Origin of the sequence: Streptomyces sp. NPDC088733, from assembly GCF_044751185.1 — a bacterium.
Taxonomy (GTDB): domain Bacteria; phylum Actinomycetota; class Actinomycetes; order Streptomycetales; family Streptomycetaceae; genus Actinacidiphila.
On record NZ_JBIVLH010000014.1, the window covers coordinates 64,836 to 85,368 of the forward strand.

Consider the following 20,533-nt stretch of genomic DNA (forward strand, 5'->3'; position numbering starts at 1 on the left):
GCCGGGCCGGGATCACAGCCCGGTGCCCGCGGCGGCCGCTGCGGCCTCCGCCTGCGCGGTACGCTCGGCCACCTTCGCGGCGAGGTCGGCGCCGCGGTCCTGCGAGGCGGCCTTGGCGGCCCGGGCGAGCGACGTCGCGGGGGCGGTGGTGGTCGCGGTGATGCCGCCGCGCACGCGGGCCAGCGGGCCCACCTGGAGTGCGGGGCTGTTGTCGCTGGCGGTGAGCTTGCCGCGGACGATGGTGTTGTCCAGGACCGCGTTCGCGTTGTTGCCGGTGACCGCGAGGTCGCCGCCGAGGTAGGTCGCCCCCGCGCAGGAGCTGAGCGGGCCGTCGCCGCCGAGCTGCAGGTTGTCGGAGTTGTTCTGGTAGACCGTGTCGCCCTCGACCTCGCTGGCGCACAGGACACCGCCGAGCGTGTTGCCGCTCACGGTGAGCGTCTTGCCGACCGTGGTGTCGTAGACGTCGGTGTAGAGGTTCGCGTCGCCGGCGACGGCGCCGGAGACGGTGGTGCCCGAGATGTACAGCTCGCCCGAGGAGGCTCTGACGTCTCCCCTGACCGTGGAGTCGACGCTGTACAGGAAGCCGTCGACGGCCGAAATGCCGCCGCTCGCCGCGGTGTTCTGCACGTGCACGCCGAAGGCGCCCTGCTCGGTCACCGCGCCCTTGACGCTGCTGTCGGTGATGTCCAGGTAGGCGTTGTTCCCTACGGCGACAGTGCTGCTGAAGGTGACGCCCTTCGCCACGAGGTCGGCGCCGGCCTCGATGGTCACCGCGCCCTTGACCTTCGTACCGGTCAGCGTGCAGGACGCGCCGGCCGGCACCACGAGGGTGCCGTTCACGGTGACGGCCCCGCCCTCTCCGACACAGGTGGTCGTGAGCGCCGCCTGCGCGGGCGCCGCAATCGTGACCAGCCCGCCCGAGGCCACCAACGAGGCTGCAACAAGGTAGGAACGGATCTTCATGGGGCTTCCCTTTCTGCTGCGGTTACGGCCACGGCGGCATGCCGCGGCCGGGAACCCCCGCCGGGGCGGGGTGCTGCGGAGTGCGGGACATCTGTGCGGGGGGAAAGCCGCCGCTCGCGGGCGGGTGGGAGGTCGGCTTCTCGTCGGCGGTGAGGACGCGTCGCATACGGCCCCGGCGAGCGGGGCGGGTGGGTTGCAAGGCCGCACTGGCGTTACATCGACGAAACATCGTGTCGATCGGCTGGAACGCTAACCGGGGTCCCCAGTGGTGTCCAGAGCTTTGGACGGAGTCATCAAAATCTTTTTGGTGAACCGTCAAAAGATCGCCGTCATCCGCGAATTGAATCCAACGAAATGCTGGATAGCACCTTGACAGGGGTGACGCTCTGCCGCACGCTCGTGACGCTTCGCCACTCGGTCGGCGCTTCCGCGCACCGTCGTCGTCCCTGACAGGAGCGCTCATGTCGAGCGGATTGTGGATCATTGGCGCGCGCCCGTGGCTCCGTCGCCACCGCGGCCGCGCCTCCCCCTTCGCCGATGCGGGCCGTCGCGGCCGGTCCGGCCTGGTCCCGGCGTAGTCGAATCCGCACCCGGCGGCCCACTGTGCGGTCGGCGGATGATCCCCTTCCTGACCCGCGGCCCGGCGCAACTCGCCCTCGCTGTCGCCGGCTTCGCCCTCGTCGTGACCCTCGGCTGGTACGGCACCGAGACCGTGCACCCCGACTGCGCCTACGGGTATGCCACCGTGCGCGGTGGCGACGGGAAACCCATGCCCGGCGCGGACGGGAAGGTGCGGACGGATGGGAAGTGGCCGACCTCGCCCGCCGGCGGGCCTATGAGTCAGGTCAGTGCGTCATGCCGCACCCCCGCTGGCGCGACTGGCTCGGCTGAGTCGAGGAGGGGCGTCGCTGCAGCCGTACCCGCCGCAGGGTGAGCTGTGTGAGCCGTGACCGGCCGGAGCCGGGCGGGCGCCGCGTGTGCATTGACGCATTCCGATATAGGCATATGATGGTGCCATGGCACGAGCGGCGACGACCTCGGACACGTTCAACGCGATCGCCGAGCCGCAGCGGCGCGAGATCCTCATGCTGCTGCGGGCCGGCGAGCGACCCGTGACCGCACTGGCACGGGACCTCGGGATGAGCCAGCCGCAGGCGTCCAAGCACCTGCGGGTGCTCCGCGAGGTCGGCCTGGTGCGCGTTCGCGAGGCGGGCAAGCGGCGGCTGTACGGGCTGGACGCCCGGGGGCTGCGGCCGGTTCACGAGTGGGTGGGCGGCTTCGAGGAGTTCTGGAACGGGACCTTCGACCGGCTGGACGCGTTCGTGCGAGACCTGGAGCAGGAACGGCAGGAGGAACCACCGGATGACGACGACCAGCAGTGACGGCGAACCCGGCCGTACGACCGCGGACCGCGAGATCGTGATCTCCCGGGCGATCGGCGCCCCACGGGAGCTGGTGTTCCAGGCGTTCACGGAAGTCCGGTACCTGTCGCGGTGGTGGGGACCGGACGGCTTCACCACCACGACGCGGTCCTTCGAGTTCCGCGCGGGCGGGGTCTGGGCCTTCGTGATGCACGGGCCGGACGGGACCGACTACCAGGAGTGGATCACCTGGACCGAGATCGTCCCGCCGGAGCGGATCGCGCTGGTGCACGGCGAGTCCCGCGACGACCCCGACGCCTTCGAGTCGGTCCTGACGTTCGAGCCGGCGGGGGAGGAGACCCGGATCGTGATGCGCACGGTGTTCCCCACGAAGGAACTGCGCGACGAGGCGGCGGAGAAGTACCACGCGGTCGAGGGCGGCGAGCAGACGCTGCGCAACCTGGCGGCCTACGTCGACGAGCTCACGAGGAAGGCGGTGGGCTGATGGCCGGGAAGGTGTTCTTCAGCGTGACGATGTCGATCGACGGCTTCGTGGCGCCGGAGCCCGTACCCGTCGAGGACGTCTTCGCGCCCGGGGGCAGCAGCGACCCCGGGGTCCAGCGCTGGATGGCCAAGTGGTCGGAGCTGCAGGCGTGGGTGTTCCCGCAGCGGTGGTTCCGGGAGAACCTCAAGCTCGGCGAGGGCGGCGAGGAAGGACTCGACAACGACATCGTCCGCGCGACGTACGAGCGCACCGGCGCGAGCGTCATGGGCAAGCGCATGTTCGACGCCGGCGAGCGGGCATGGCCGGAAGAAGCCCCTTTCCACACCCCGGTGTTCGTCGTCACCCGCACCGAGCGCGCCCCGTGGGAGCGGCCGGGCGGCACGACGTTCCACTTCGTCAACGACGGCATCTCCAGCGCACTGGACCGGGCTCGCGAGGCCGCCGGTGACCGCGACGTCCGCATCGCCGGCGGCGCCGAGACGATCCAGCAGTATCTGGACAGCGGCCTGGTCGACGAGTTCTCGATCACCCTCGCACCCGTGCTGTTCGGCACCGGCATCCGCCTGTTCGACCACGTGGACCCGGCCCGGTTCACCCTCGACCAGACCCGCGCGGACGCCTCGACCCGGGTGACCCACCTGACGTACGGCGTCGGGAAGCGGTAGCGGGATCCTGCCGGCGGGGCGCGGCCCCCAGGAGTTGCCGTCAGTAGCAGAGTGTGAGCCCGACGGCGCCTGATCCCGTGCGCGCCGCGTGACGCAGCACCCGCAGCGGGCCGTCGATGAGCTCGTCGATGTCGCGATTCGGGTCGTCCGCCATCTCGTCCAGCCACAGCCGGACCCGGGCGGCCACGTCGGCCCTGCGCGGCAGTTGAACGACGAGCGCCTGCTCGGCTGCGGGAAGCGCGGCCCGTACCTGGGCGGCATCGAGCAGGAACTGTCCGCAGCAGCCGGGAAGTCGGAGCGTCGCGTCGAGGCCGAGCGCCCACATGAGCGCCGCCGCTCCGTCACTCCTGGGTACGGCGGCGCAGAACATGTCCTCACCCTCCTGTTGCGGGGCCGTGTGCAGCAGATGGTCCTGGAACGCGTCCACCTCTGGCGCGCTGTTGCGGACCTCGTCGACCGCGTGGGCGAAGAGCGCGATCTCGTTGGCGCGCGACGGCTGCCCAGGTGTCACCTCGAACGTCCCCACAGGCCCGAGACGCTCGTACCACTGGCTCTGGTCGTCGAACGGTTCCGGCCAGATGCCGTGGGCGCGTGCCGCGACGGGGAACCGGCGACGCGCTTCCGCGATCGCATCGTCCGTCACGACGCCGACGACCCAGACCCCGATCACGCTCATCCTCGCCCCTTCGTATGCACGTCGCTCATGTGCGGCGAAGGGAAAAAGTTAGCGCTGTGACCGAGGGTGAACGTACCTGGGGCCGTGTTACCCAGTGCTCCAAGGTGACTTCGTTGAGTGTCCCCCTCGTGTCGCCGGCCAACCGGAGCGGAACGCGAGAGGGGAGACACCGGCTTACGATCGATGAAGGGTGAGATGTGCGGCCGGCGCCCTTCCGGCGCGGGAAAGAGCGGACGATGATGGACGACTTCGCCTCGGAGCGCGTCCCGGCATCAGGACGCGCGGGCCAGAACGACGGCGTCGTGCGCAGTGCGTTCGCGCTCATCCGGGTCCTCGTCCAGGCCCGGCGTCCGATGGGCGTCACGAGTCTGGCGGCGGCGGTGGGCCTGCCCAAGACGACGGCACACCGGATCCTGGAGCAGCTGGCCCGCGAGGGTGTCGTGAGCCGTCGCGACCACGCATGGGCCCTGGGCGCGGGGCTGGGCGACCTGTCGCAAGTTCCCTACCGAGCCGACCTGGCAGGTGTGGCGCACGTTCGCATGCATGCCCTGAGCCGCGCCACGGGGGCGACCCTGTTCCTGTACGTGCATGCCCCGGGACAGCCGCTCAACGCGCTCTCCCGGGCCTACGGAGCTCGGGTACACGGCGCCGTGACCGCCCCCGAGCAGCGACGCTCCGCCGAGCATCCGGCCTCGGCCGTCTGGCGCGCCCTGGAGCGGGGACAACTGGCGGCCGAGTACGGAGAGGCACACCCGGACATCGACTGCATCGCCACGCCCGTGACCGTTCCCTGCGGCGACACGGCGATTCTCACCCTCGCCGAGCCCAGGGGCGTGGACCTGGAACCCTTCAAACGCCCCCTGGACCGGACCATCGCGCTGATCCTCTCCGACCTGCGCCGCCTGGAGCACTGAAAGAACCCGCGCGAGCCCTGCTCACTGCCCTGCCGCGCCGCCGGGGGGCACTCACCGTCCCGTTTCGCTGAGCGGAACGAAAGTCCTGCCGCCCTCTCTTTCGCGTTACCCCGGTAGGAGCGCACGTGAGTGCCCAGACATCCCTGACGGGGGATTTCGACGGTGGGAGAGACCATGCCAACCACGACCGACGGGTTCGACTACATCGTTGTCGGCGGAGGGACGGCCGGCTGTGTGATCGCCGCGCGGTTGTCCGAGGACGACGGCTCGCGGGTCCTGCTGCTGGAAGCGGGCCTGGCGCGTACCCCGGCTGCCAAGTCCGCGCCTCCGGCGTGGCCGACGCTGCTCCAGACGTCCGCGAACTGGGGGGATGTGACGGTCCCGCAGCGGACCACCGGCACGAGGATCCCCATCGGGAACGGGCGGGTGCTCGGCGGTGGGTCGGCCATCAACGCGATGAACTACGTCCGGGGCCATCGCAGCAGCTACGACGCGTGGGCGAAGGCGGGCCTCACGGAATGGGGGTTCGAGGACCTGCTGCCCTACTTCATGCGGAGCGAGAGCACGGTCGGACGGGATCCTGAACTGCGCGGCACCTGCGGGCCCTTGAGGGTGGGACCCCCTGATCCTCCGAACCCGGTCGTGGCGGCCATGCTGGAGGCGGCGGCGGAGTCCGGCCATCTCCGCGCGGCCGACATCAGCGGGGGAGCGGAGGAGGGGTTCGGCTGGTCCGATCTGAACATCGTCGACGGAAAACGGCAGAGCGCGGCTGATGCCTATCTGGCGCCCGCGATGGACCGGCGCAATCTGACGGTGGTGACCCAGGCACTGGTCCACCGGTTGCGGATCAGCGGCGGCCGGTGCACGGGAGTGGAGTACAACACCGGGGGCGACACCGTCTCGGTCGGCTGTACGGGCGAGGTGGTCCTCGCGGCCGGCAGCGTCGGGTCGCCGCAGTTGCTGATGCTCTCCGGGGTCGGCCCGGCACGGCAGCTGCGGCAGGCGGGCGTCGACGTCGCGGTGGACCTGCCGGATGTGGGGGAGAACCTGCACGACCACCCGATGTCCGACGTCGTCTACCAGGCGGCACGTCGTGTCCCGGCGGCGATGAACAATCACGGCGAGGCGTTCGGCCTGGTGCGCAGCCGGCCGGGGCTCGACGGACCCGACCTGCAGATACTCTTCATCGACGTTCCGGGCCACATCCCGGATGCCGACGTGCCCGAAACGGGGCGGGGCTACACGATCGCCGTCGCCCCGATGCTGCCGCTGAGCCGGGGCACCGTCCGGCTGGCGAGCGCGGATCCGGGGGTACGGCCCTTGGTGAACCCCAACTACTTCGGCGACGACCGGGACTTGGAAGCGGTCGTCCGGGGACTGCGCCTGGCACGTGAGATCGGCGAGGCGCGTGCGCTCGGCGAATGGCGTGAGCGTGAAGTGCAGCCGGGGCCGAGGGTGACGGACGACGTCGATCTGCGGCGGTTCGTGCTCACCACCCTGACCACCTACAACCACCCCGTGGGCACCTGCCGGATGGGTGTCGATCCGCGGGCTGTCGTCGACGACAGGCTGCGCGTGCGGGGTGTCGAGCGTCTGCGGATCGCCGACGCCTCGGTCATCCCGTCCATCCCCTCGGCCAACACCAACGCCACTGTCTGCGCCATCGCGGAACGGGCCGCCGAACTGCTGCGCTCCTGACGGCTCCGGCCCGTCGCACCACGCACCGGCCGGAGACCACGGCCCCCACCCCACCTTCGGGCGCCGCGGCCCACGTACGCCACGACGCCCCCGAGCACGGAGAACCACCCATGACGCTCACCACTGAGAACACCTTCCAGCACCTGCTGATCGACGGCATGTGGCAGCACGCTTCCCACGCGCGTACTTACACGGCACGCGACCCGTTCACCGGCCATGTCGCCTCCCAGGCCGCGGCGGCTGCTCCCGAGGACGTCGTGCTCGCGGTCGATGCCGCCGAGCGGGCCTTTCCCGCCTGGGCGGCGCTGGCACCGGGCGAGCGCCGCCGCATCCTGTGGACGGCGGCCGAGACGATCGAGGCCCGATCGGACGAGATCTCCCGGGCGATCACCGCCGAGATGGGCGGCCCCGCCGGCTGGGGCCACTTCAACACCACGGTCCTCGCCGACAACTTCCGCTACGCGGCGGGCGCCGTCCATGAGACCCTCACCGGCGAGATCATCCCCTCCGACATGCCGGGTCGTACCTCGATCGCGATCAGGAAGCCCGCCGGCGTGGTGGCCTGCATCGTCCCGTGGAACGCGCCGGCACTGCTGGTCGGCAGCTCGGTTCCCCATGCGCTGGCCGCGGGCAACACCGTGGTGATGAAGGCGGCGGAGCAGACTCCGCGCACCCACGGTCTGATCGCCGAGTGCATCACCGAGGCCGGGCCTCCGGACGGGGTGTACAACCTCGTCACCAATGCCCCTCAGGACGGCCCCGCCGTCGTGGACGCCCTGATCGCCCACCCGGCCGTACGGCGCGTGCACTTCACCGGGTCGTCCCGGGTGGGCCGCATCATCGCGGAGAAGGCCGCCGCGCACCTCAAGCGGGTCATCCTCGAACTCGGTGGCAAGGCGCCCGTTCTGGTCCTCGCCGACGCCGACCTCGACCAGGCGGTCAGCGCCGTCGCCTTCGGCTCGTTCGCCAACTCCGGCCAGGGCTGCATCACCACCGAACGCATCATCGTCGACCGCACCGTCGCCGATGAGTTCACGCGGCGCCTGACCGCCCTCGCCGTCATCCTCACCTACGGCGACGGTCGCGATCCGCGCACGGTGCTCGGCCCCCTCGTCGGACCGGACAGCATCAGGCGGCTGTCCGACATGGTCCACGACGCCGTGGCGGGTGGCGCACGGCTGCTGACGGGCGGCACGGCTGACGGTGCCTGCTACGCACCCACCGTACTGGCCGATGTCACGCCGGCCATGCGGGTCTGGCGTGAGGAGTCCTTCGGGCCGATCGTCGGAGTCGCCGTCGCCGACGGACCGGAGGAGGCCGTGCGCATGGCCAACGACAGCGACTACGGGCTTTCCGCGGCCATTTTCACCCGCGACATCCCCCTCGCGCTGGACCTCGCGAAGCGCATCGACGCCGGCATGTGCCACATCAACGGCACGACCCTCGACGACGAACCCCAGATGCCCTTCGGCGGGGTCAAGGGCAGCGGCTACGGAAAGTCCGGTGGGCGCGCCGGCATGCAGGAGTTCACGGAACTCCAGTGGGTCACCATCGAAGGCTCCCCGCCGCCGCGCTACCCCATCGCCGAATGACCGTCTCCCGGGAAGGGAGACATGCCCCTCGGAGACCGACTCCGAGGGGCACGGTCAGCGATTCGGCACGGTCAACGGGGCGACGCCGGCGGCCACTGACCGCGGGACAGGTCGTGATCGAGCAGCCGCTGACCGACGTCGCCCTGGTAGAACAGGTCCGGCCCGAACTCGTCACCGAAGTGCTTCGCCAGCAAGGACGAGAACAGCAGGGCGGCCGACTGCGGCCGGTGGTTCATGACGAGCTGACTGGTCTCGCCCGCCTCGTTGAAATACACGACGACGAAGTTGTAGATTTCGATTCCGCCAGGGCGGTAGTCCTCGCTGCCGCGGATGCTGGAGCGGTAGTCCTCCAGGAAGAGTTCGCCGCGCGGGCCGTAGAAGCGGAAGTCCTGGAAAGCGTAGATGCTCCGCGCGAAGCCCAGCAGCTTTGCCACCTTTTCCTTGCCGAGAACTTCGCCATTGGCGAAATTGCCCTGAAGAATGACGTCGTCGGCAAGGTTGTCGAGCCAGTGCGGGTAATAGTCGAGATGCGGTGCCTGGTTGATCGACCCGCGAGTGGACTCGTTCGGTGTGGTCACGGCAGTGTCTCCTCGTTCCCGGTTTTGACCAGCTATTCCGATGAACAGAATCACTCCGTGCACCGGCGGGTGTCCAACGCAATTTCGCGATTGCCCCGATCTCTCGGAGAGATGCCCTCGCGTCCCCGGTCGTCCGGGAATTCCCGCGGAACCTTATTGCCATTGAAATCAAAAAGTGTCCGGTGTGCCGGGCCGACAGGGCCAGAACCCTCGCCGCTATACCGGCATGCGGCGACCGGCCCGGAAGAGGTACAGCGATGCGGCTGCCGCAACAAGCGCTATGGCGGCGACAAGGGTGATCAGAACCGGCTCGGTGAGGCCCCCGGTCGCAGCGAAGGCCAGGCCGACGAACGCGACGCCCACGGGGACCAGAAGCGCCGCCGCAGTGCCGATGATCTTGTCGCGCCGGCCCCAATGAGGTGCCCCCCACAGCAGCACGACGCTCGCGATCATGACGATGCCGCCCAGGAGGGGGGTGACGGCCAGAAGTAGCCCACCGAGCGGCAGCAAGATCAATGGTGCGAGGCTGTGCCACGTAACGGGCGGCGGCGCGATCGTCTCGCCGTCCCGGGCCGCGGCCACGACGGTGCGGGGGTCGCCGAGGCGATCCAGCACGGCCTCCACCTCGGCGTCACTGCGGGCCGGACGCTCGGCGAGAGCCATCTGCAGGCGCTCTGTCAGATCGGCAAGCAGCGCGGTGCGGCGCTCCGGTACCAGGTCTGCGGCCTCGCGTGCCACAGCGTCCAGGTAGGCCACCACAAGCGGATGCTCGATGTTCTGCAGGGTGAATCTCCGGGTCTACGGTGTGAGTTGGTTGTTCCATCGGTGGTGAAGCGGTTGCCGCGGACGTGCGGCTCCTTATCGGCGACCTCGGTGTCGCGCCGCGATCCGTACTCCACCCTGCGGCGATGTCCCCTGTGTGCTTGCGAATTGAAAGTACGGGTAAGTCCTTGCCCGGTCAAGCACGTCCTTCTGGTGCGATCACAGCGTGGTCGACAGCCAGACGGCCACGGCCGCGGTGGCCGTGAGCCCGAGGTTGAGGGCGATCCGGCGGTCCTCGCCCGTCAGGTGGACGGCGATCGCACCGGCCTGCAGGAGGACGAAACCGATGGCCGCGACCCCTGCCAGGAACGGCGCGATGCCGGTCAGGGGCGGCAGGACCAGGCCGGCCGCGCCGAGTACTTCGAGCGTTCCGAGCGTCCTGACGACGGGCAGGGGCACGCGGTCGACCCAGGCCATCATGGGCCGGAGCCGATCGCGGTCGCGGAGCACCTTCAGGGTGCCGGCGTAGAGGTAGAACGAGGCGAGCAGTCCCGCCACGATCCAGTAGGCGATGTCCATGTTCTCCGTTCGCGGCCGGGCTTCAGGCAGGTTCGGTCGCGTAGCGGCTCATCGCGTCGACGTTGGCCTCTCGCGCCATGCCCACGAGTGCACCGCCGAGACCCTGCCGGTGTCCAAGACCTGTCCCGCGATTGCGATACCTCGTGGGTATCATCCCAGCGTGGAGCTTCGTACCCTGCGCTACTTCGTGACGGTCGCCGAGGAACTCCACTTCGGCCGGGCCGCCACCCGACTGCACATGAGCCAGCCGCCGCTGAGCCGGGCGATCAAGCGGTTGGAGGCCGAGGTCGGGGCCCCGCTCTTCGTCCGCTCGCCGGCCGGCGTCACGCTCACCGCGGTGGGCACGGTGCTGCTCGACGAGGCGCGCGCCCTGCTGGAGCATGCCGACCGTCTCCGCGTCCGCGTGAGCGCGGCCGCCGGCGTCGCCACCGTCACCGTCGGCATTCTGGGCGACGGCACCGACCCGGGGATGACCAGGCTGGCGGCCGCCTACCGGCAGCGGCACCCCGGCGTCGACATCCGCATCCGCGACACCGATCTGACCGACCCGACGTGCGGGCTGCGCGCCGGGCTGGTCGACATCGCCCTGACCCGGGCGCCCTTCGACGAGAGCGCCCTGACGGTGCGTACGCTGCGGGCGGATCCGGTCGGCGTGGTCCTGCGCGCCGACGACCCGCTGGCCGGCCGCACCGAGCTGCGGCTGGCGGAACTGGGCGACCGCCGCTGGTTCCAGTTCCCGCAGGGCACCGACCCCCTCTGGCAGGCGTACTGGAACGGCGGCAGGCCCCGCCGGGGCCCCGTTGTGCGCGCCGTCCAGGAATGCCTCCAAGCCGTCCTCTGGAACGGCACGGTCGGCCTCGCCCCGCTCGGACACGACCTGCCCGCGGAGCTGGCCGTGGTGCCGCTGACCGACATGGTGCCGAGCCGGGTGGTCGCGGTGTGGAACGAAGGCGACACCAATCCGTTGATCCGGTCCTTCGCCGAGATCGCGACAGCCGCGTACCGCCACTGAGCGCCGGCCCGATGGGCCGGCGGACGGCCGAGGAAAGTTGACCTCACGTTGCGTGACGCCCTAGCGTCCCGCCCCTGACCGTCAAGCGCATCCGTCCGGGAGGGGCTCGTGCCCAAGGCAACGGCGATCGTCAACGCGAGAGTGTTCGACGGCACCCGGCTGCGGGACTGGACGTCCGTCCGGTTCGCCGACGGTGTCATCACCGACTGCGCCACCGGCCCCGCCGCCCGGGACGGCGACGAGGTGATCGACGCCAAGGGCGGCACCGTCCTGCCCGGGCTGATCGACTCGCACATCCACCTGGTGCCGGGCGCTCTGGCGCAGGGGCTGACCTTCGGTGTGACCACCGCGCTGGACATGTTCAGCCAGGCCGACGTGATGGCCGCGGCCAAGCAGCAGGCCGGCGCCCGGCCGGACGTGGCCGACGTGCGCTCCGCGGGCATCGGCGCCACCGCGCCGGGCGGGCACCCCTCGATGATGTACGACCCGTTCCCGACCCTGACCGGCCCGGAGGAGGCCGAGCAGTTCGTCGCGGACCGGGTCGCCGAGGGCTCGGACCACCTGAAGATCTTCGGCCCCTCGGGCGCCGCGGGTCCGTGGGCGGCTCCGTCCCTGGGCCTGGAGACGATCACCGCATTGACCGGGGCGGCACATCGCCGCGGGCTCGTGGTCGTCGCGCACATCCACTCCGTGGCCGGGATGCGCGAGGTCGCCGCCGCGGGCGTCGACGTCCTGGCGCATGTGCCCGTGGACGGCGAACTCGACAGGGACCTGGCCGAGCGGATCGCCGACGCCGGGATCGCGGTCGGCCCGACGCTGGCGACCCTCGAGAACGTCCTGGGCGAACCGGGCGGGGCCGCTGTGGCCGCGGACCCGCGACTCGCCGGGGCACTCGGCGACGCTCAAGTGCGGCGGCTGGCCTCCGGCGCGTCGGGACGCGGGCGGGGGGTGCCGCCGTACTCACGTGCGGAGGAGAACGTCGGCCGCCTGGTCGACGCGGGTGTCACGATCCTGGCCGGCACCGACGCCCCCAACCCGGGGACCGTGTTCGGGGCGAGTCTGCACCGTGAGCTCGAACTGCTCGTCCGCTGCGGCCTCACGCCCGCTCAGGCGCTGCACGCCGCGACGTCCGCCCCGGCACGCGTGTTCCGTCTCGCCGACCGCGGGATCGTCGCACCCGGTTGGCGCGCGGACCTCGTGCTCGTGTCCGGCGACCCGACGACGGACATCACCGCGACCCGGGCCGTCGAAGGGATCTGGCGGGCGGGCGTCCCCTGCGAGCGGCGTGTGTTCGTCGCCGACGCGGCCGAGGCCGCGGAACTCGCGGCCTTCGACGCACGGGTGGCCGAGGTCGTCGCGGCCGTCCGTGAACGCCGCTACGGGTCCGGCCCGATGGACCGCCGACCCTAGGACGTGGGGAGCCGCCGGGCGAGCTGGGTGCGCGTGGTGACATCGAGCTTCCGGAACACCTTGCGCAGGTGGTAGTCCACCGTGCTGGCGCTGATGAACAGCCGTGAGGCAATAGCGGCGTTGGTGGCCCCTTCGGCGGCCAGGACTGCCACGCGCCTTTCCTGCGCGGTGAGTTGTTCGTCGGGCGCGGGCCGGTGCGCACGGGTCCGCTCGCCCGCCGCCGACAGTTCACTGCGGCTGCGCTCCGCGAAGCCGTCCATGCCGAAGCGCAGGAACATCTCGTAGGCCTGCCGAAGTTGTTCCCGCGCCATGACCAGTCGGCGCCGGCGCCGCAGCCACTCCCCGTACAGCAGATGCGTACGGGCCAGCTCGGCGTGCACACCCGTCTGCCGCAGCCGGTCGAGGGCGGTGCGGTACAGCTCATCGGCCTGCGGGTCGGCGGCGAGCAGGGCCCGGCAGCGCGCCTCGACCCCCGCGGCCCAACCGGTGGAGCAGGGACGGGTCGTCCGGCACAGCGCGTGCAGCGCCTCCTGCGCCGTGTCGCGCTGCCCCGCGCGCACGGCCGCCTCGACGAGCTCGGCAAGGGCCCAGTTGCCGAACCGCTGCGCGCCGGCCTCGGCACCGGCCTGCCGGGCGGACTCGAGCGCCCGGTCGTACCGGCCCGTCCCGTTGTGGAGCACGGCGGCGGCCCATTCCAGGAACGTCAGGGCCACGCCTTCCCCGCGGTCCCTCGCATCGCGGGTCGCGGTCCGGATCGCGGCTGTCGCCGCCTCCTGCTGACCGCGGAAGGCGGCGAGCCCCACTTCGGCGTAGGGGGCCAGGCCGGCTCCGGTCATCGCGGTGACGTCGGCGGCGGTCTCCGCCAGCGACGCGGCCTGCTGAAGTTCGCCGGCGAGCAGGTGCAGTCCGGCGCGGGTGGCCGCCGCCATCGGCAGGATGCTCAGCGCGCCGCGCTCCTCGCAGGAGCGCAGCAGCCGTGTGGCCAGCACCTGCCACGCGTGGTCGTCCCACAGCAGCCCGGCGGCGTGGCCCGCCAGCCACAGCCAGCGCATTTCCTCCTCGGAGGTCAGGTTCTCACTGGTGAACGCCGCGACAGCGGTGCGCAGTGCGGGCACGCCGGCGTCGTGCCCCTGCGCGATGAGGAGCGTCAGCCCGTCCAGCAGCAGGTCGGGCGCGCGTGGGACCGGCGCCGCGGCCGCCCGCCGGGCGGCTCGGGCGACCTCGGTGATCCCGCAGTCCCCGCCCAGCCGGCCGGCCAGCAACGCCGCGGCCAGGGCCTGCAGATGGACATCCCTGGCCCGGGACGCATCGATCGGCTCGAAGCGGCGTGCCGCCCGGAGCAGCGCCGGTGCGGCGCCGCTGCCGAAGCTGCGGGCGAAGGCGATCTGCCCGCGCAGCAGTTGACTGCCGGCGGCCCGCAGATCGTCGGCGGGTCCTCGCTCGGCGAGGCTGAGAAGGTGCAGGGCACTGTCGTACGCGCCCGCCTGCTGCTTGGCGCGCGCCGCGGCCAGGGCCCGCTCCGCACGGACGGCGGGGTCGGGGCTCAGCGCCGCCGATCGTTCCATGAACGCCGCCGCGGCGGCGATCCCGCCACGTGCCTGGGCCCGGTGGGCCGACCGTTCCAACTCCGCCGCGGCTGCCTCGTCGAAGCCGGTGGCGGCCTGCGCCCGGTGCCAGGCGCGCCGGTCGGGATCGGCGGGACTGGTGACGTCGGCCAGCGCCCGGTGCACCGCCCGGCGCTGCGCCGGTGTCGCCGCCCGGTAGACGGCCGACCGTACCAAAGGGTGGCGGAAGACGACCTGGGTGCTGATCGACAGCAGCCCGTCGGCCTCGGCCGGCACCGCGGCCGCGGTCCCGATCGCCAGTTGCCCGGCCGCCCGCCACAGGAGCGCGGAGTCGCCTGTCGGCTCCGCCGCGGCCACCAGCAGCAATGTGCGGGTGTCCGGCGGCAGGCGGAGGACCCGGCTGCGGAAGCTGTCCTCGATGCGGCCGGGCAGCGCCTCGGTGTCCCAGGGGTCGAACCCGCCCGCGAACGCGGTGGCGGTCATGGTCCGCGGCAGTTCGAGCAGGGCCAGCGGATTGCCCCGGGCCTCCACCGCGATCCGCTCGGCCACCGCCTCGTCCAGCGGTACGTGCAGAGCCGAGTGCAGCAGGGCGCGGGCATCGCCGGGGCCGAGCCCGGTCAGCGCCAGCTCCGGCACACCACGCAGCCCGTCCCCGGTACGACGGGTGGCGAACACGAGGCCCAGCGGTTCCGCCCCGATGTGGTGCGCCACGAACGCCAGAGCCTGGGCGGAACCCGGGTCGAGCCACTGGGCGTCGTCGATCACGCAGATGAGCGGCTGGCTGCCGGCCGTCTCGGACAGCAGGCCGAGCACGGCCAGTCCGACCATGAAGCGGTCGGGCACCGCCCCTGCCCGCAGCCCGAAGGCGACGGCCAGGGCGTCCTGCTGCGGTTTCGGGAGATGCTCGAGCGCGGCGAGCGCCGGTGTGCACACCTGATGCAGCACCCCGAAGGGCAGATCCGTTTCCGCCTCGACCGCCGCGGCCCGTACGACACGGAAGCCGGCCGCCGTCGCGACGACGTGGTCGAGCAGCGCGGACTTCCCGATGCCGGGTTCCCCGCGGACGACGAGCGCGCCGCCGCGTCCGGAACGGACCGTGTCCTGCCATCGATCGAACAGCGCACATTCGGCACGCCGACCCAGAAACACCGCGGGACGCCCCGGCGTCAGCATGATCCCAATTTACCCGCCCCGATCGGTACTTGCCTTCCCATGGGCCGCCGGGTGCGGAAGCGTACTTCTGGTATGCGGAAGGGCGACGGGATTGCGGACGGAGCCCCGTTCAGCGTCCGGAGACGGCCGCCACCGCCGCCACCGCCGCGACGAACAGCGCGCAGCCCGCGGCTGCCGCGATGCCGACCGCGGGGCCCGAGTGCAGGACGACGAGAGCGCCGGCGACGGCCCCGGCGATCAGGGCCAGGACGCTCAGCACCTGGCGCACGGCGAGCGGTGACGGGTGCCTGCCGACGCCGCCGATCAGGCCGACCAGGGTGCGGGTCATGACGGTGGTGGTCAGGCCGCTGACGCGCAGCCGCCCGGCCATCCCGTTCTGCAGGCCCAGCGCGACGGCGCAGACGGCGACGAGCACACCGTGCGGTGCACCCCACCCGGCCAGCCCCGCCGCCGTGCCGAGGAGCGCCGTCTCGCAGACCGCACCGGCCCGGATCAGTGCTGCGGGCGGGTGCAGCCCGCCGACGGTCGCGCGGCACAGAAGGACGCCGGCGACGAATCCGCCCAGGGCGACCAGCGACGTGCGGAGGGAGAAACCGGACACGCCTGCCAGGCCCAGGCTGACGAAGACGAGGTTGCCCGTCATGTTGGCCACGAAGACGTGTCCCAGCGCGATGACGCTCACGGCGTCGATCATCCCGCTCAGCACGGTGAGGACGAGCAGCAGCACGGGTGCCAGGTGCGCCGCCTCTGTGCGGGGGCCGCCGGCCGTGTTGACCTGCGCTGGACGGGCGCGGAGCTTCGCCGAGTCCGCGTCAGGTGAAGGTCTGATGGAGTTCACCGATGCCCTCGATCCAGGTGTCGAGCCGGTCCCCGGACTGCAGGAAGACCTGGGGCCGGCGACCGTAGCCGACGCCGGGGGGAGTGCCGGTCCAGATGAGGTCGCCGGGGTGCAGCGGCATGATGCCGGTGACGAAGGCCAGCAGCGCGGGCACGCTGAAGATCATGTCGCTGGTGCGGGCCTTCTGCCGGATGTCCCCGTTGACCTGGCAGCCGATCTCCAGATCGTCGGGGTCGGAGAACTCGTCCAGGGTGACCACGGCGGGGCCCATGGGGCCGAAGTCCGGGTGGGACTTGGCGATCGACCACTGCGGGGACGGCCCGGCGAACTGCAGCGTGCGTTCGGACAGGTCCTGGCCCGCGGTCAGTCCGGCCACGTACGACCACGCGTCGTCCGGCGACACGTGCCGGGCCTCCCGCCCCATGACGACAACGAGTTCGGCCTCCCAGTCGATCGTGCCCTCCGGCAGCGCGACCGGGCCCTCCGGACCGGTGAAGCACGAGCGGAACTTGGTGAACACGTCCGGGTCGTGCACTTCGGCGAGATGGGTCTCCTCGCGGTGCCCCTGGTAGTTCAGGCCGATGGCCACCGCCTGGACGGGTTCCGGGACGGGCGCGCCCAGGTCCCGGGAGGCGCAGGGGACGGCGGCCGGCGCGGTGCCGGCGTCCCTGGCCCAGCCGGAGAACGCCTCCCAGTCGTCGTACAGGCTCTGCGGGCCCGGGCCGAAACGGCCCCCGCTGGCGGTGGCGATGTCCGTGGCGCCGGCACCGTCCAGCAGGACGGCACGGCCGGAAAGGTTGGCGATACGCATGGATCCGCTCCTCTGCGTGCGTGTCCGGTACGAGAGAGTGCGGCCGCACTGAGTTGCTGTCGCCACCGTAGGCACGTGCCGCCGCCCGGCGGCACCACGTAAACACGTAGTCGGTCCCCTGCGCACGTGTGCCGGCTGATCAGCCCCGATCGGCCCGCCACTCGCGGGCGAGCGTCGCGTAGACGTACTCGCTGCCCCAGCGCCCCTCGTCGAGGTCGTTCTCGACAAGGTGCGCCTCCCGGCGCATACCGAGCCGCTCGCACACACCCACCGACCCGGTGTTGAGCACGTCGAGCCGGGCGAAGAGCCGGTGGACGTCCAACTCGGCGAAAGCCAGGCCGGCCGTCGCACGCGCCGCCTCGGTCGCGTAACCCCGCCCAGAAAAGGCCGGGTTGAAGACCCAGCCGATCTCGGCCTGGCGCGCCCGCGCACTCGCCAGCTTCAGGACGACCTCGCCGACCACCTTTGCCTCGTCGAGCGGGCAGACGGCGACCACCAGATCGTCACCGTCCTCGGCCCACGCCGAGCCGGCCGCGCGCCGCGTGAGGCTCTCCACGCACTGTTCACGGGTGAGCGGCTGCCGGTAGAGATAGCGGGCGACGTCGGGGAGGCCTTGATACGCGTGCAGGTCGTCGAGGTCGTCCGGGGTGAACAGACGCAGATGAAGCCGTTCGGTGGTGATGGGCAGCGAGATCGTGGGCATCGATCAGGTGGTCCTCTCCCGAGGGGCGCCCCGCCGGCCCGAGTGACCGGTCGGCGAAGCCCTCAACGACGTGTCCTGGGCAACAACGCCGTTCTAGATCACGGGTTGTTGGCCGCGCAATCGCAATTCGCCGGGGATGCCACCCACGCGCACACCGCGGGTCAGGCGGGCTGCCCCAGGCCGGCGTGTCCGGTCTCCGGGACGAGGCCGCACGTGGCCTCGGCGGCCGTGAGCCACCCGAGGTACCAGGAAGCGAAGTCCACAGGAGAGCCTTCGGCGTCCCGCAGCGGATGCAGATCCATGCCGTCGCTGCGCGGGTCACGCCACATGCGTCCGCGCTCCGGGCCCGTCACGACCAGCCATACCGTCAGGCCGCAGCCTTCGTCGCACAGGCAGAGCGCCCCGGCGGTGAAGCGCGGATCGTACTGGACCTCCGCCAGACGCTCCTCCCACACCTCCAAGGCCGCGTCGAGGTCCGCGAGGTCGTCGAACGCCTCCGGCGACGGCTGCTCGGCCAGGATCCTTGTCGCCGCCGCCGGATCCGCCCCTCCCGGGAACAGCTCGGCGAGCTCGCTCGGCTCGACCTCCTCGGGGGCGTCGCCGCTCCACCGCCAGCACCCGGAATCCTCCCGCCGCACCGGAAAGACGCCGTAGGCCGGGCCCGCACCGCCCGCTCCGACATGCAGCAGGAACGAGCGGTAGTCGTCGGGCAGCTCAACGCCCAGCCATGCCTCGAGATCCGCCACCTCGGCGGCCGCCATGGGGGCATCGAGCGCGAAGCCGTGCCCCATTGCGCCGAACACCCTGTCGCTGCCCGGCGCCGGGGCCAGTGCCAGAACCCGCTCGCTACCCCGGTCCAGTCGGTCATGGCGCCCGACACTACCGGCCGCCGCCGACACTCGGGTCCGACGCCCGTCCCGCGCGTGAAGGGACTACGCGTTCACGTGGTGCCGAGAGGGGGCGCCGCGTGCCTACCGTGAGCAGTGGTCCGGCGCCGGACGACCGCGCCGCGCCCCACACCGCGGAAAAGGTGGCGAGAGCCATGACGAACGTGTCCGTCCGCTCGGCCCAGCGCGTGGTCGAGACCCTGTCGCAGTACGGGGTGCCCTACGTCTTCGGCGTCCCCGGGGCCAAGATCGACGCCGTCTACGACGCCCTGGTAGACGGCGGTCCCGAGCTGGTGGTGTGCCGCCACGAGCAGAACGCGGCCCTGATGGCGGCCGCCGTCGGGCTGCTGACCGGTACGCCCGGTGCGGCCCTGGTCACTTCGGGTCCCGGCACCACCAACCTGATGACCGGGCTGGTCACCGCGACGACCGAGCAGTACCCGATGGTCGCGCTGTGCGGGGCCGTGCCCCGCCGGGACCGGCTCAAGCGGACCCACCAGTCGATGGACGCGGTGGCCGCGCTGCGGCCGGTCACCACCTGGGCCGGCGAGGTCAACGACGCCGACAACGTCCCCGAGGCCGTCGCCAACGCCCTGCGGGCCGCGGTCACCGAGCCCCGCGGCGCCGCCGCCGTGGTGCTGCCCGCCGACATCGTCGGCGCCCCCACCGCCACGGCCGTCGTCCGGCCCCCCAGGCCCCCCGTCCTGGGTCCCGCGCCGGCCGCGTCCGTCCACCGGGCCGCCCAGATGATCCGCGCCGCACGGCGGCCCGTGCTGCTGGTCGGGCTGCGCGGTGCCGATCCCGAGGCGTGCGCGGCGCTGCGCGACCTGATCGCCGCGACGGGGCTGCCCGTGGTGGAGACCTTCCAGGCCGCCGGCGTCGTTCCGCGCGAACTGGAGGAGCAGTACGCCGGCCGGGTCGGCCTCTTCCGCAACCAGCCGGGGGACGTGCTCGTCGCGCACGCCGACGTCCTGATCACCGTCGGGTTCGATCCCGTCGAGTACGACCCGGGCCTGTGGAACACCGACCCCGACCGTCCGCTCGTCCACATCGACACGATGCCCGCCGCCCTCGACAACCGCTACCAGCCCGCGCTCGAACTGCGCGGGGACGTGGCCGCGACGGTCGGCGAGCTGACCGGGCAGTTGTCCGGGCTCGATGTGGGGGACGAGGCCCGTGCCGCGCTGGCCGAGCAGCGTGCCGAGCTGGCCCGCGTCGACGAGGAAGCCCGGTCGGCCCCGCCCACCGCTGCCGGCCTCAACCCCGCCGCGGTCGTCCTGGCGATCCGCGACGCGGTGAACGACGCCGCGACCGTGGTGTCGGACGTCGGCTCGCACTGCATCTACATGGCCCGCCACTTCCGCGGCTACCAGCCGCGGCACGTGCTGTTCTCCAACGGCCAGCAGACACTGGGCGTCGCTCTGCCGTGGGCGATGACCGCCGCGCTGCTGCGGCCGGGAACACAGATCGTGTCGGTGTCCGGGGACGGCGGATTCCTCTTCAGCGCACAGGAGTTGGAGACCGCCACCCGGCTCGGCCTGCGCTTCACGCATGTGATCATGCGGGACAACGGCTACGACATGGTGGCCTTCCAGGAACTTCTCAAGTACGGCAGGACCTCGGGCGTCCGGCTGGGCGACTACGACGTCGCCCAGTACGCAGGAGCGTTCGGCGCGCGGGGAGTACGGGCCGACACCATGGACGCCTTCGAGACCGAACTGCGCACATCCCTCGCCCCGGACACCCTCTGCGCACCAGGAGTCACGGTCATCGACGTCCGGGTCGACTACACCCGCAACGCCGAACTGTTCGCCCGGCTCCACGACGGCGTCCTGGAATAG

Annotated in this window: 19 protein-coding genes; 9 read left to right on the top strand and 10 right to left on the bottom strand. The window is 71.7% G+C overall.

Going from position 1 to position 20,533, the window contains the following annotated elements:
• Positions 1-12: 12 nt before the first annotated feature.
• Positions 13-963 carry a hypothetical protein gene (locus ACIP64_RS25040; RefSeq protein WP_401590786.1) on the bottom strand — a complete coding sequence of 317 codons (951 nt, stop codon included), beginning with the start codon at positions 961-963 and terminating at the stop codon, positions 13-15.
• Between the two features lie 1,016 nt (positions 964-1,979).
• On the opposite strand from ACIP64_RS25040, the gene ACIP64_RS25045 reads away from it, so the two are divergent.
• The 3 genes from ACIP64_RS25045 to ACIP64_RS25055 are packed head-to-tail and all read left to right on the top strand — an operon-like array spanning position 1,980 to position 3,494.
• A complete protein-coding gene (locus ACIP64_RS25045; protein WP_401590788.1) occupies positions 1,980-2,345 on the top strand; it encodes an ArsR/SmtB family transcription factor in 366 nt (121 codons plus the stop codon).
• Complete coding sequence (locus ACIP64_RS25050; protein ID WP_401590791.1) at positions 2,326-2,829, top strand: SRPBCC family protein; 504 nt, start codon at positions 2,326-2,328, stop codon at positions 2,827-2,829. Before ACIP64_RS25045 ends, ACIP64_RS25050 begins: the two co-directional genes overlap by 20 nt.
• Entirely contained in the window at positions 2,829-3,494 is a 666-nt protein-coding gene (locus tag ACIP64_RS25055; protein ID WP_401590794.1) for a dihydrofolate reductase family protein, read from the top strand. The genes ACIP64_RS25050 and ACIP64_RS25055 overlap by 1 nt, the downstream gene beginning before the upstream one ends.
• A gap of 40 nt (positions 3,495-3,534) precedes the next feature.
• On the opposite strand, the gene ACIP64_RS25060 is transcribed toward ACIP64_RS25055, so the two are convergent.
• Positions 3,535-4,170, bottom strand: a complete 636-nt coding sequence (locus ACIP64_RS25060; protein WP_401590796.1) for a hypothetical protein — start codon at positions 4,168-4,170, stop codon at positions 3,535-3,537.
• A gap of 236 nt (positions 4,171-4,406) precedes the next feature.
• Here ACIP64_RS25060 and ACIP64_RS25065 point away from each other — a divergent pair, with 236 nt between their 5' ends.
• From ACIP64_RS25065 to ACIP64_RS25075, 3 genes are all read left to right on the top strand, one after another.
• On the top strand, positions 4,407-5,084 hold the full coding sequence (locus tag ACIP64_RS25065) for a helix-turn-helix domain-containing protein (RefSeq protein WP_401590798.1): 678 nt from the start codon (positions 4,407-4,409) through the stop codon (positions 5,082-5,084).
• A 174-nt stretch (positions 5,085-5,258) separates the two neighbouring features.
• Positions 5,259-6,782, top strand: coding sequence for a GMC family oxidoreductase (locus ACIP64_RS25070; protein WP_401590801.1), 1,524 nt, complete (start codon positions 5,259-5,261; stop codon positions 6,780-6,782).
• A 110-nt stretch (positions 6,783-6,892) separates the two neighbouring features.
• Entirely contained in the window at positions 6,893-8,374 is a 1,482-nt protein-coding gene (locus ACIP64_RS25075) for an aldehyde dehydrogenase family protein (RefSeq protein WP_401590804.1), read from the top strand.
• A gap of 71 nt (positions 8,375-8,445) precedes the next feature.
• On the opposite strand, the gene ACIP64_RS25080 is transcribed toward ACIP64_RS25075, so the two are convergent.
• The 3 genes from ACIP64_RS25080 to ACIP64_RS25090 all read right to left on the bottom strand — a co-directional run bounded on the left by ACIP64_RS25080 (position 8,446) and on the right by ACIP64_RS25090 (position 10,293).
• Positions 8,446-8,952 carry a hypothetical protein gene (locus tag ACIP64_RS25080; RefSeq protein WP_401590807.1) on the bottom strand — a complete coding sequence of 169 codons (507 nt, stop codon included), beginning with the start codon at positions 8,950-8,952 and terminating at the stop codon, positions 8,446-8,448.
• Positions 8,953-9,168: 216 nt separating this feature from the next.
• Positions 9,169-9,711: an HAAS signaling domain-containing protein gene (locus ACIP64_RS25085; RefSeq protein ID WP_401590810.1), complete on the bottom strand. Its 543-nt coding sequence runs from the start codon at positions 9,709-9,711 to the stop codon at positions 9,169-9,171.
• A gap of 222 nt (positions 9,712-9,933) precedes the next feature.
• A complete protein-coding gene (locus tag ACIP64_RS25090) occupies positions 9,934-10,293 on the bottom strand; it encodes a DoxX family protein (RefSeq protein ID WP_401590812.1) in 360 nt (119 codons plus the stop codon).
• A gap of 160 nt (positions 10,294-10,453) precedes the next feature.
• Between ACIP64_RS25090 and ACIP64_RS25095 the strand changes: the two genes are divergently transcribed.
• On the top strand, positions 10,454-11,305 hold the full coding sequence (locus ACIP64_RS25095) for a LysR family transcriptional regulator (RefSeq protein WP_401590815.1): 852 nt from the start codon (positions 10,454-10,456) through the stop codon (positions 11,303-11,305).
• A gap of 108 nt (positions 11,306-11,413) precedes the next feature.
• Positions 11,414-12,715, top strand: a complete 1,302-nt coding sequence (locus ACIP64_RS25100) for an amidohydrolase family protein (protein ID WP_401590817.1) — start codon at positions 11,414-11,416, stop codon at positions 12,713-12,715.
• Here the strand turns inward: ACIP64_RS25100 and ACIP64_RS25105 are convergent.
• The 5 genes from ACIP64_RS25105 to ACIP64_RS25125 form a co-directional block, all read right to left on the bottom strand.
• Positions 12,712-15,453, bottom strand: coding sequence for an AAA family ATPase (locus ACIP64_RS25105; RefSeq protein ID WP_401590820.1), 2,742 nt, complete (start codon positions 15,451-15,453; stop codon positions 12,712-12,714). The genes ACIP64_RS25100 and ACIP64_RS25105 overlap by 4 nt on opposite strands.
• Positions 15,454-15,562: 109 nt before the next feature.
• Entirely contained in the window at positions 15,563-16,291 is a 729-nt protein-coding gene (locus ACIP64_RS25110) for a YoaK family protein (protein WP_401590822.1), read from the bottom strand.
• On the bottom strand, positions 16,266-17,102 hold the full coding sequence (locus ACIP64_RS25115) for a fumarylacetoacetate hydrolase family protein (protein WP_401590824.1): 837 nt from the start codon (positions 17,100-17,102) through the stop codon (positions 16,266-16,268). The genes ACIP64_RS25110 and ACIP64_RS25115 overlap by 26 nt, the downstream gene beginning before the upstream one ends.
• A gap of 139 nt (positions 17,103-17,241) precedes the next feature.
• On the bottom strand, positions 17,242-17,805 hold the full coding sequence (locus ACIP64_RS25120; RefSeq protein ID WP_401590827.1) for a GNAT family N-acetyltransferase: 564 nt from the start codon (positions 17,803-17,805) through the stop codon (positions 17,242-17,244).
• Between the two features lie 161 nt (positions 17,806-17,966).
• Positions 17,967-18,596: an SMI1/KNR4 family protein gene (locus tag ACIP64_RS25125; protein WP_401590830.1), complete on the bottom strand. Its 630-nt coding sequence runs from the start codon at positions 18,594-18,596 to the stop codon at positions 17,967-17,969.
• A 251-nt stretch (positions 18,597-18,847) separates the two neighbouring features.
• Between ACIP64_RS25125 and alsS the strand changes: the two genes are divergently transcribed.
• Complete coding sequence (gene alsS / locus ACIP64_RS25130) at positions 18,848-20,533, top strand: acetolactate synthase AlsS (RefSeq protein WP_401590832.1); 1,686 nt, start codon at positions 18,848-18,850, stop codon at positions 20,531-20,533.

Bases quoted from the DNA above. Each gene is read 5' to 3' on its own strand.
- ACIP64_RS25050 (WP_401590791.1), top strand. From the start codon at position 2,326: ATGACGACGACCAGCAGTGACGGCGAACCCGGCCGTACGACCGCGGAC.
- ACIP64_RS25125 (WP_401590830.1), bottom strand. From the start codon at position 18,596: ATGGGGCACGGCTTCGCGCTCGATGCCCCCATGGCGGCCGCCGAGGTG.
- ACIP64_RS25075 (WP_401590804.1), top strand. From the start codon at position 6,893: ATGACGCTCACCACTGAGAACACCTTCCAGCACCTGCTGATCGACGGC.
- ACIP64_RS25045 (WP_401590788.1), top strand. From the start codon at position 1,980: ATGGCACGAGCGGCGACGACCTCGGACACGTTCAACGCGATCGCCGAG.
- ACIP64_RS25065 (WP_401590798.1), top strand. From the start codon at position 4,407: ATGATGGACGACTTCGCCTCGGAGCGCGTCCCGGCATCAGGACGCGCG.
- ACIP64_RS25070 (WP_401590801.1), top strand. From the start codon at position 5,259: ATGCCAACCACGACCGACGGGTTCGACTACATCGTTGTCGGCGGAGGG.
- ACIP64_RS25060 (WP_401590796.1), bottom strand. From the start codon at position 4,170: ATGAGCGTGATCGGGGTCTGGGTCGTCGGCGTCGTGACGGACGATGCG.
- alsS (WP_401590832.1), top strand. From the start codon at position 18,848: ATGACGAACGTGTCCGTCCGCTCGGCCCAGCGCGTGGTCGAGACCCTG.
- ACIP64_RS25090 (WP_401590812.1), bottom strand. From the start codon at position 10,293: ATGGACATCGCCTACTGGATCGTGGCGGGACTGCTCGCCTCGTTCTAC.
- ACIP64_RS25115 (WP_401590824.1), bottom strand. From the start codon at position 17,102: ATGCGTATCGCCAACCTTTCCGGCCGTGCCGTCCTGCTGGACGGTGCC.
- ACIP64_RS25055 (WP_401590794.1), top strand. From the start codon at position 2,829: ATGGCCGGGAAGGTGTTCTTCAGCGTGACGATGTCGATCGACGGCTTC.
- ACIP64_RS25120 (WP_401590827.1), bottom strand. From the start codon at position 17,805: ATGCCCACGATCTCGCTGCCCATCACCACCGAACGGCTTCATCTGCGT.
- ACIP64_RS25040 (WP_401590786.1), bottom strand. From the start codon at position 963: ATGAAGATCCGTTCCTACCTTGTTGCAGCCTCGTTGGTGGCCTCGGGC.
- ACIP64_RS25105 (WP_401590820.1), bottom strand. From the start codon at position 15,453: ATGCTGACGCCGGGGCGTCCCGCGGTGTTTCTGGGTCGGCGTGCCGAA.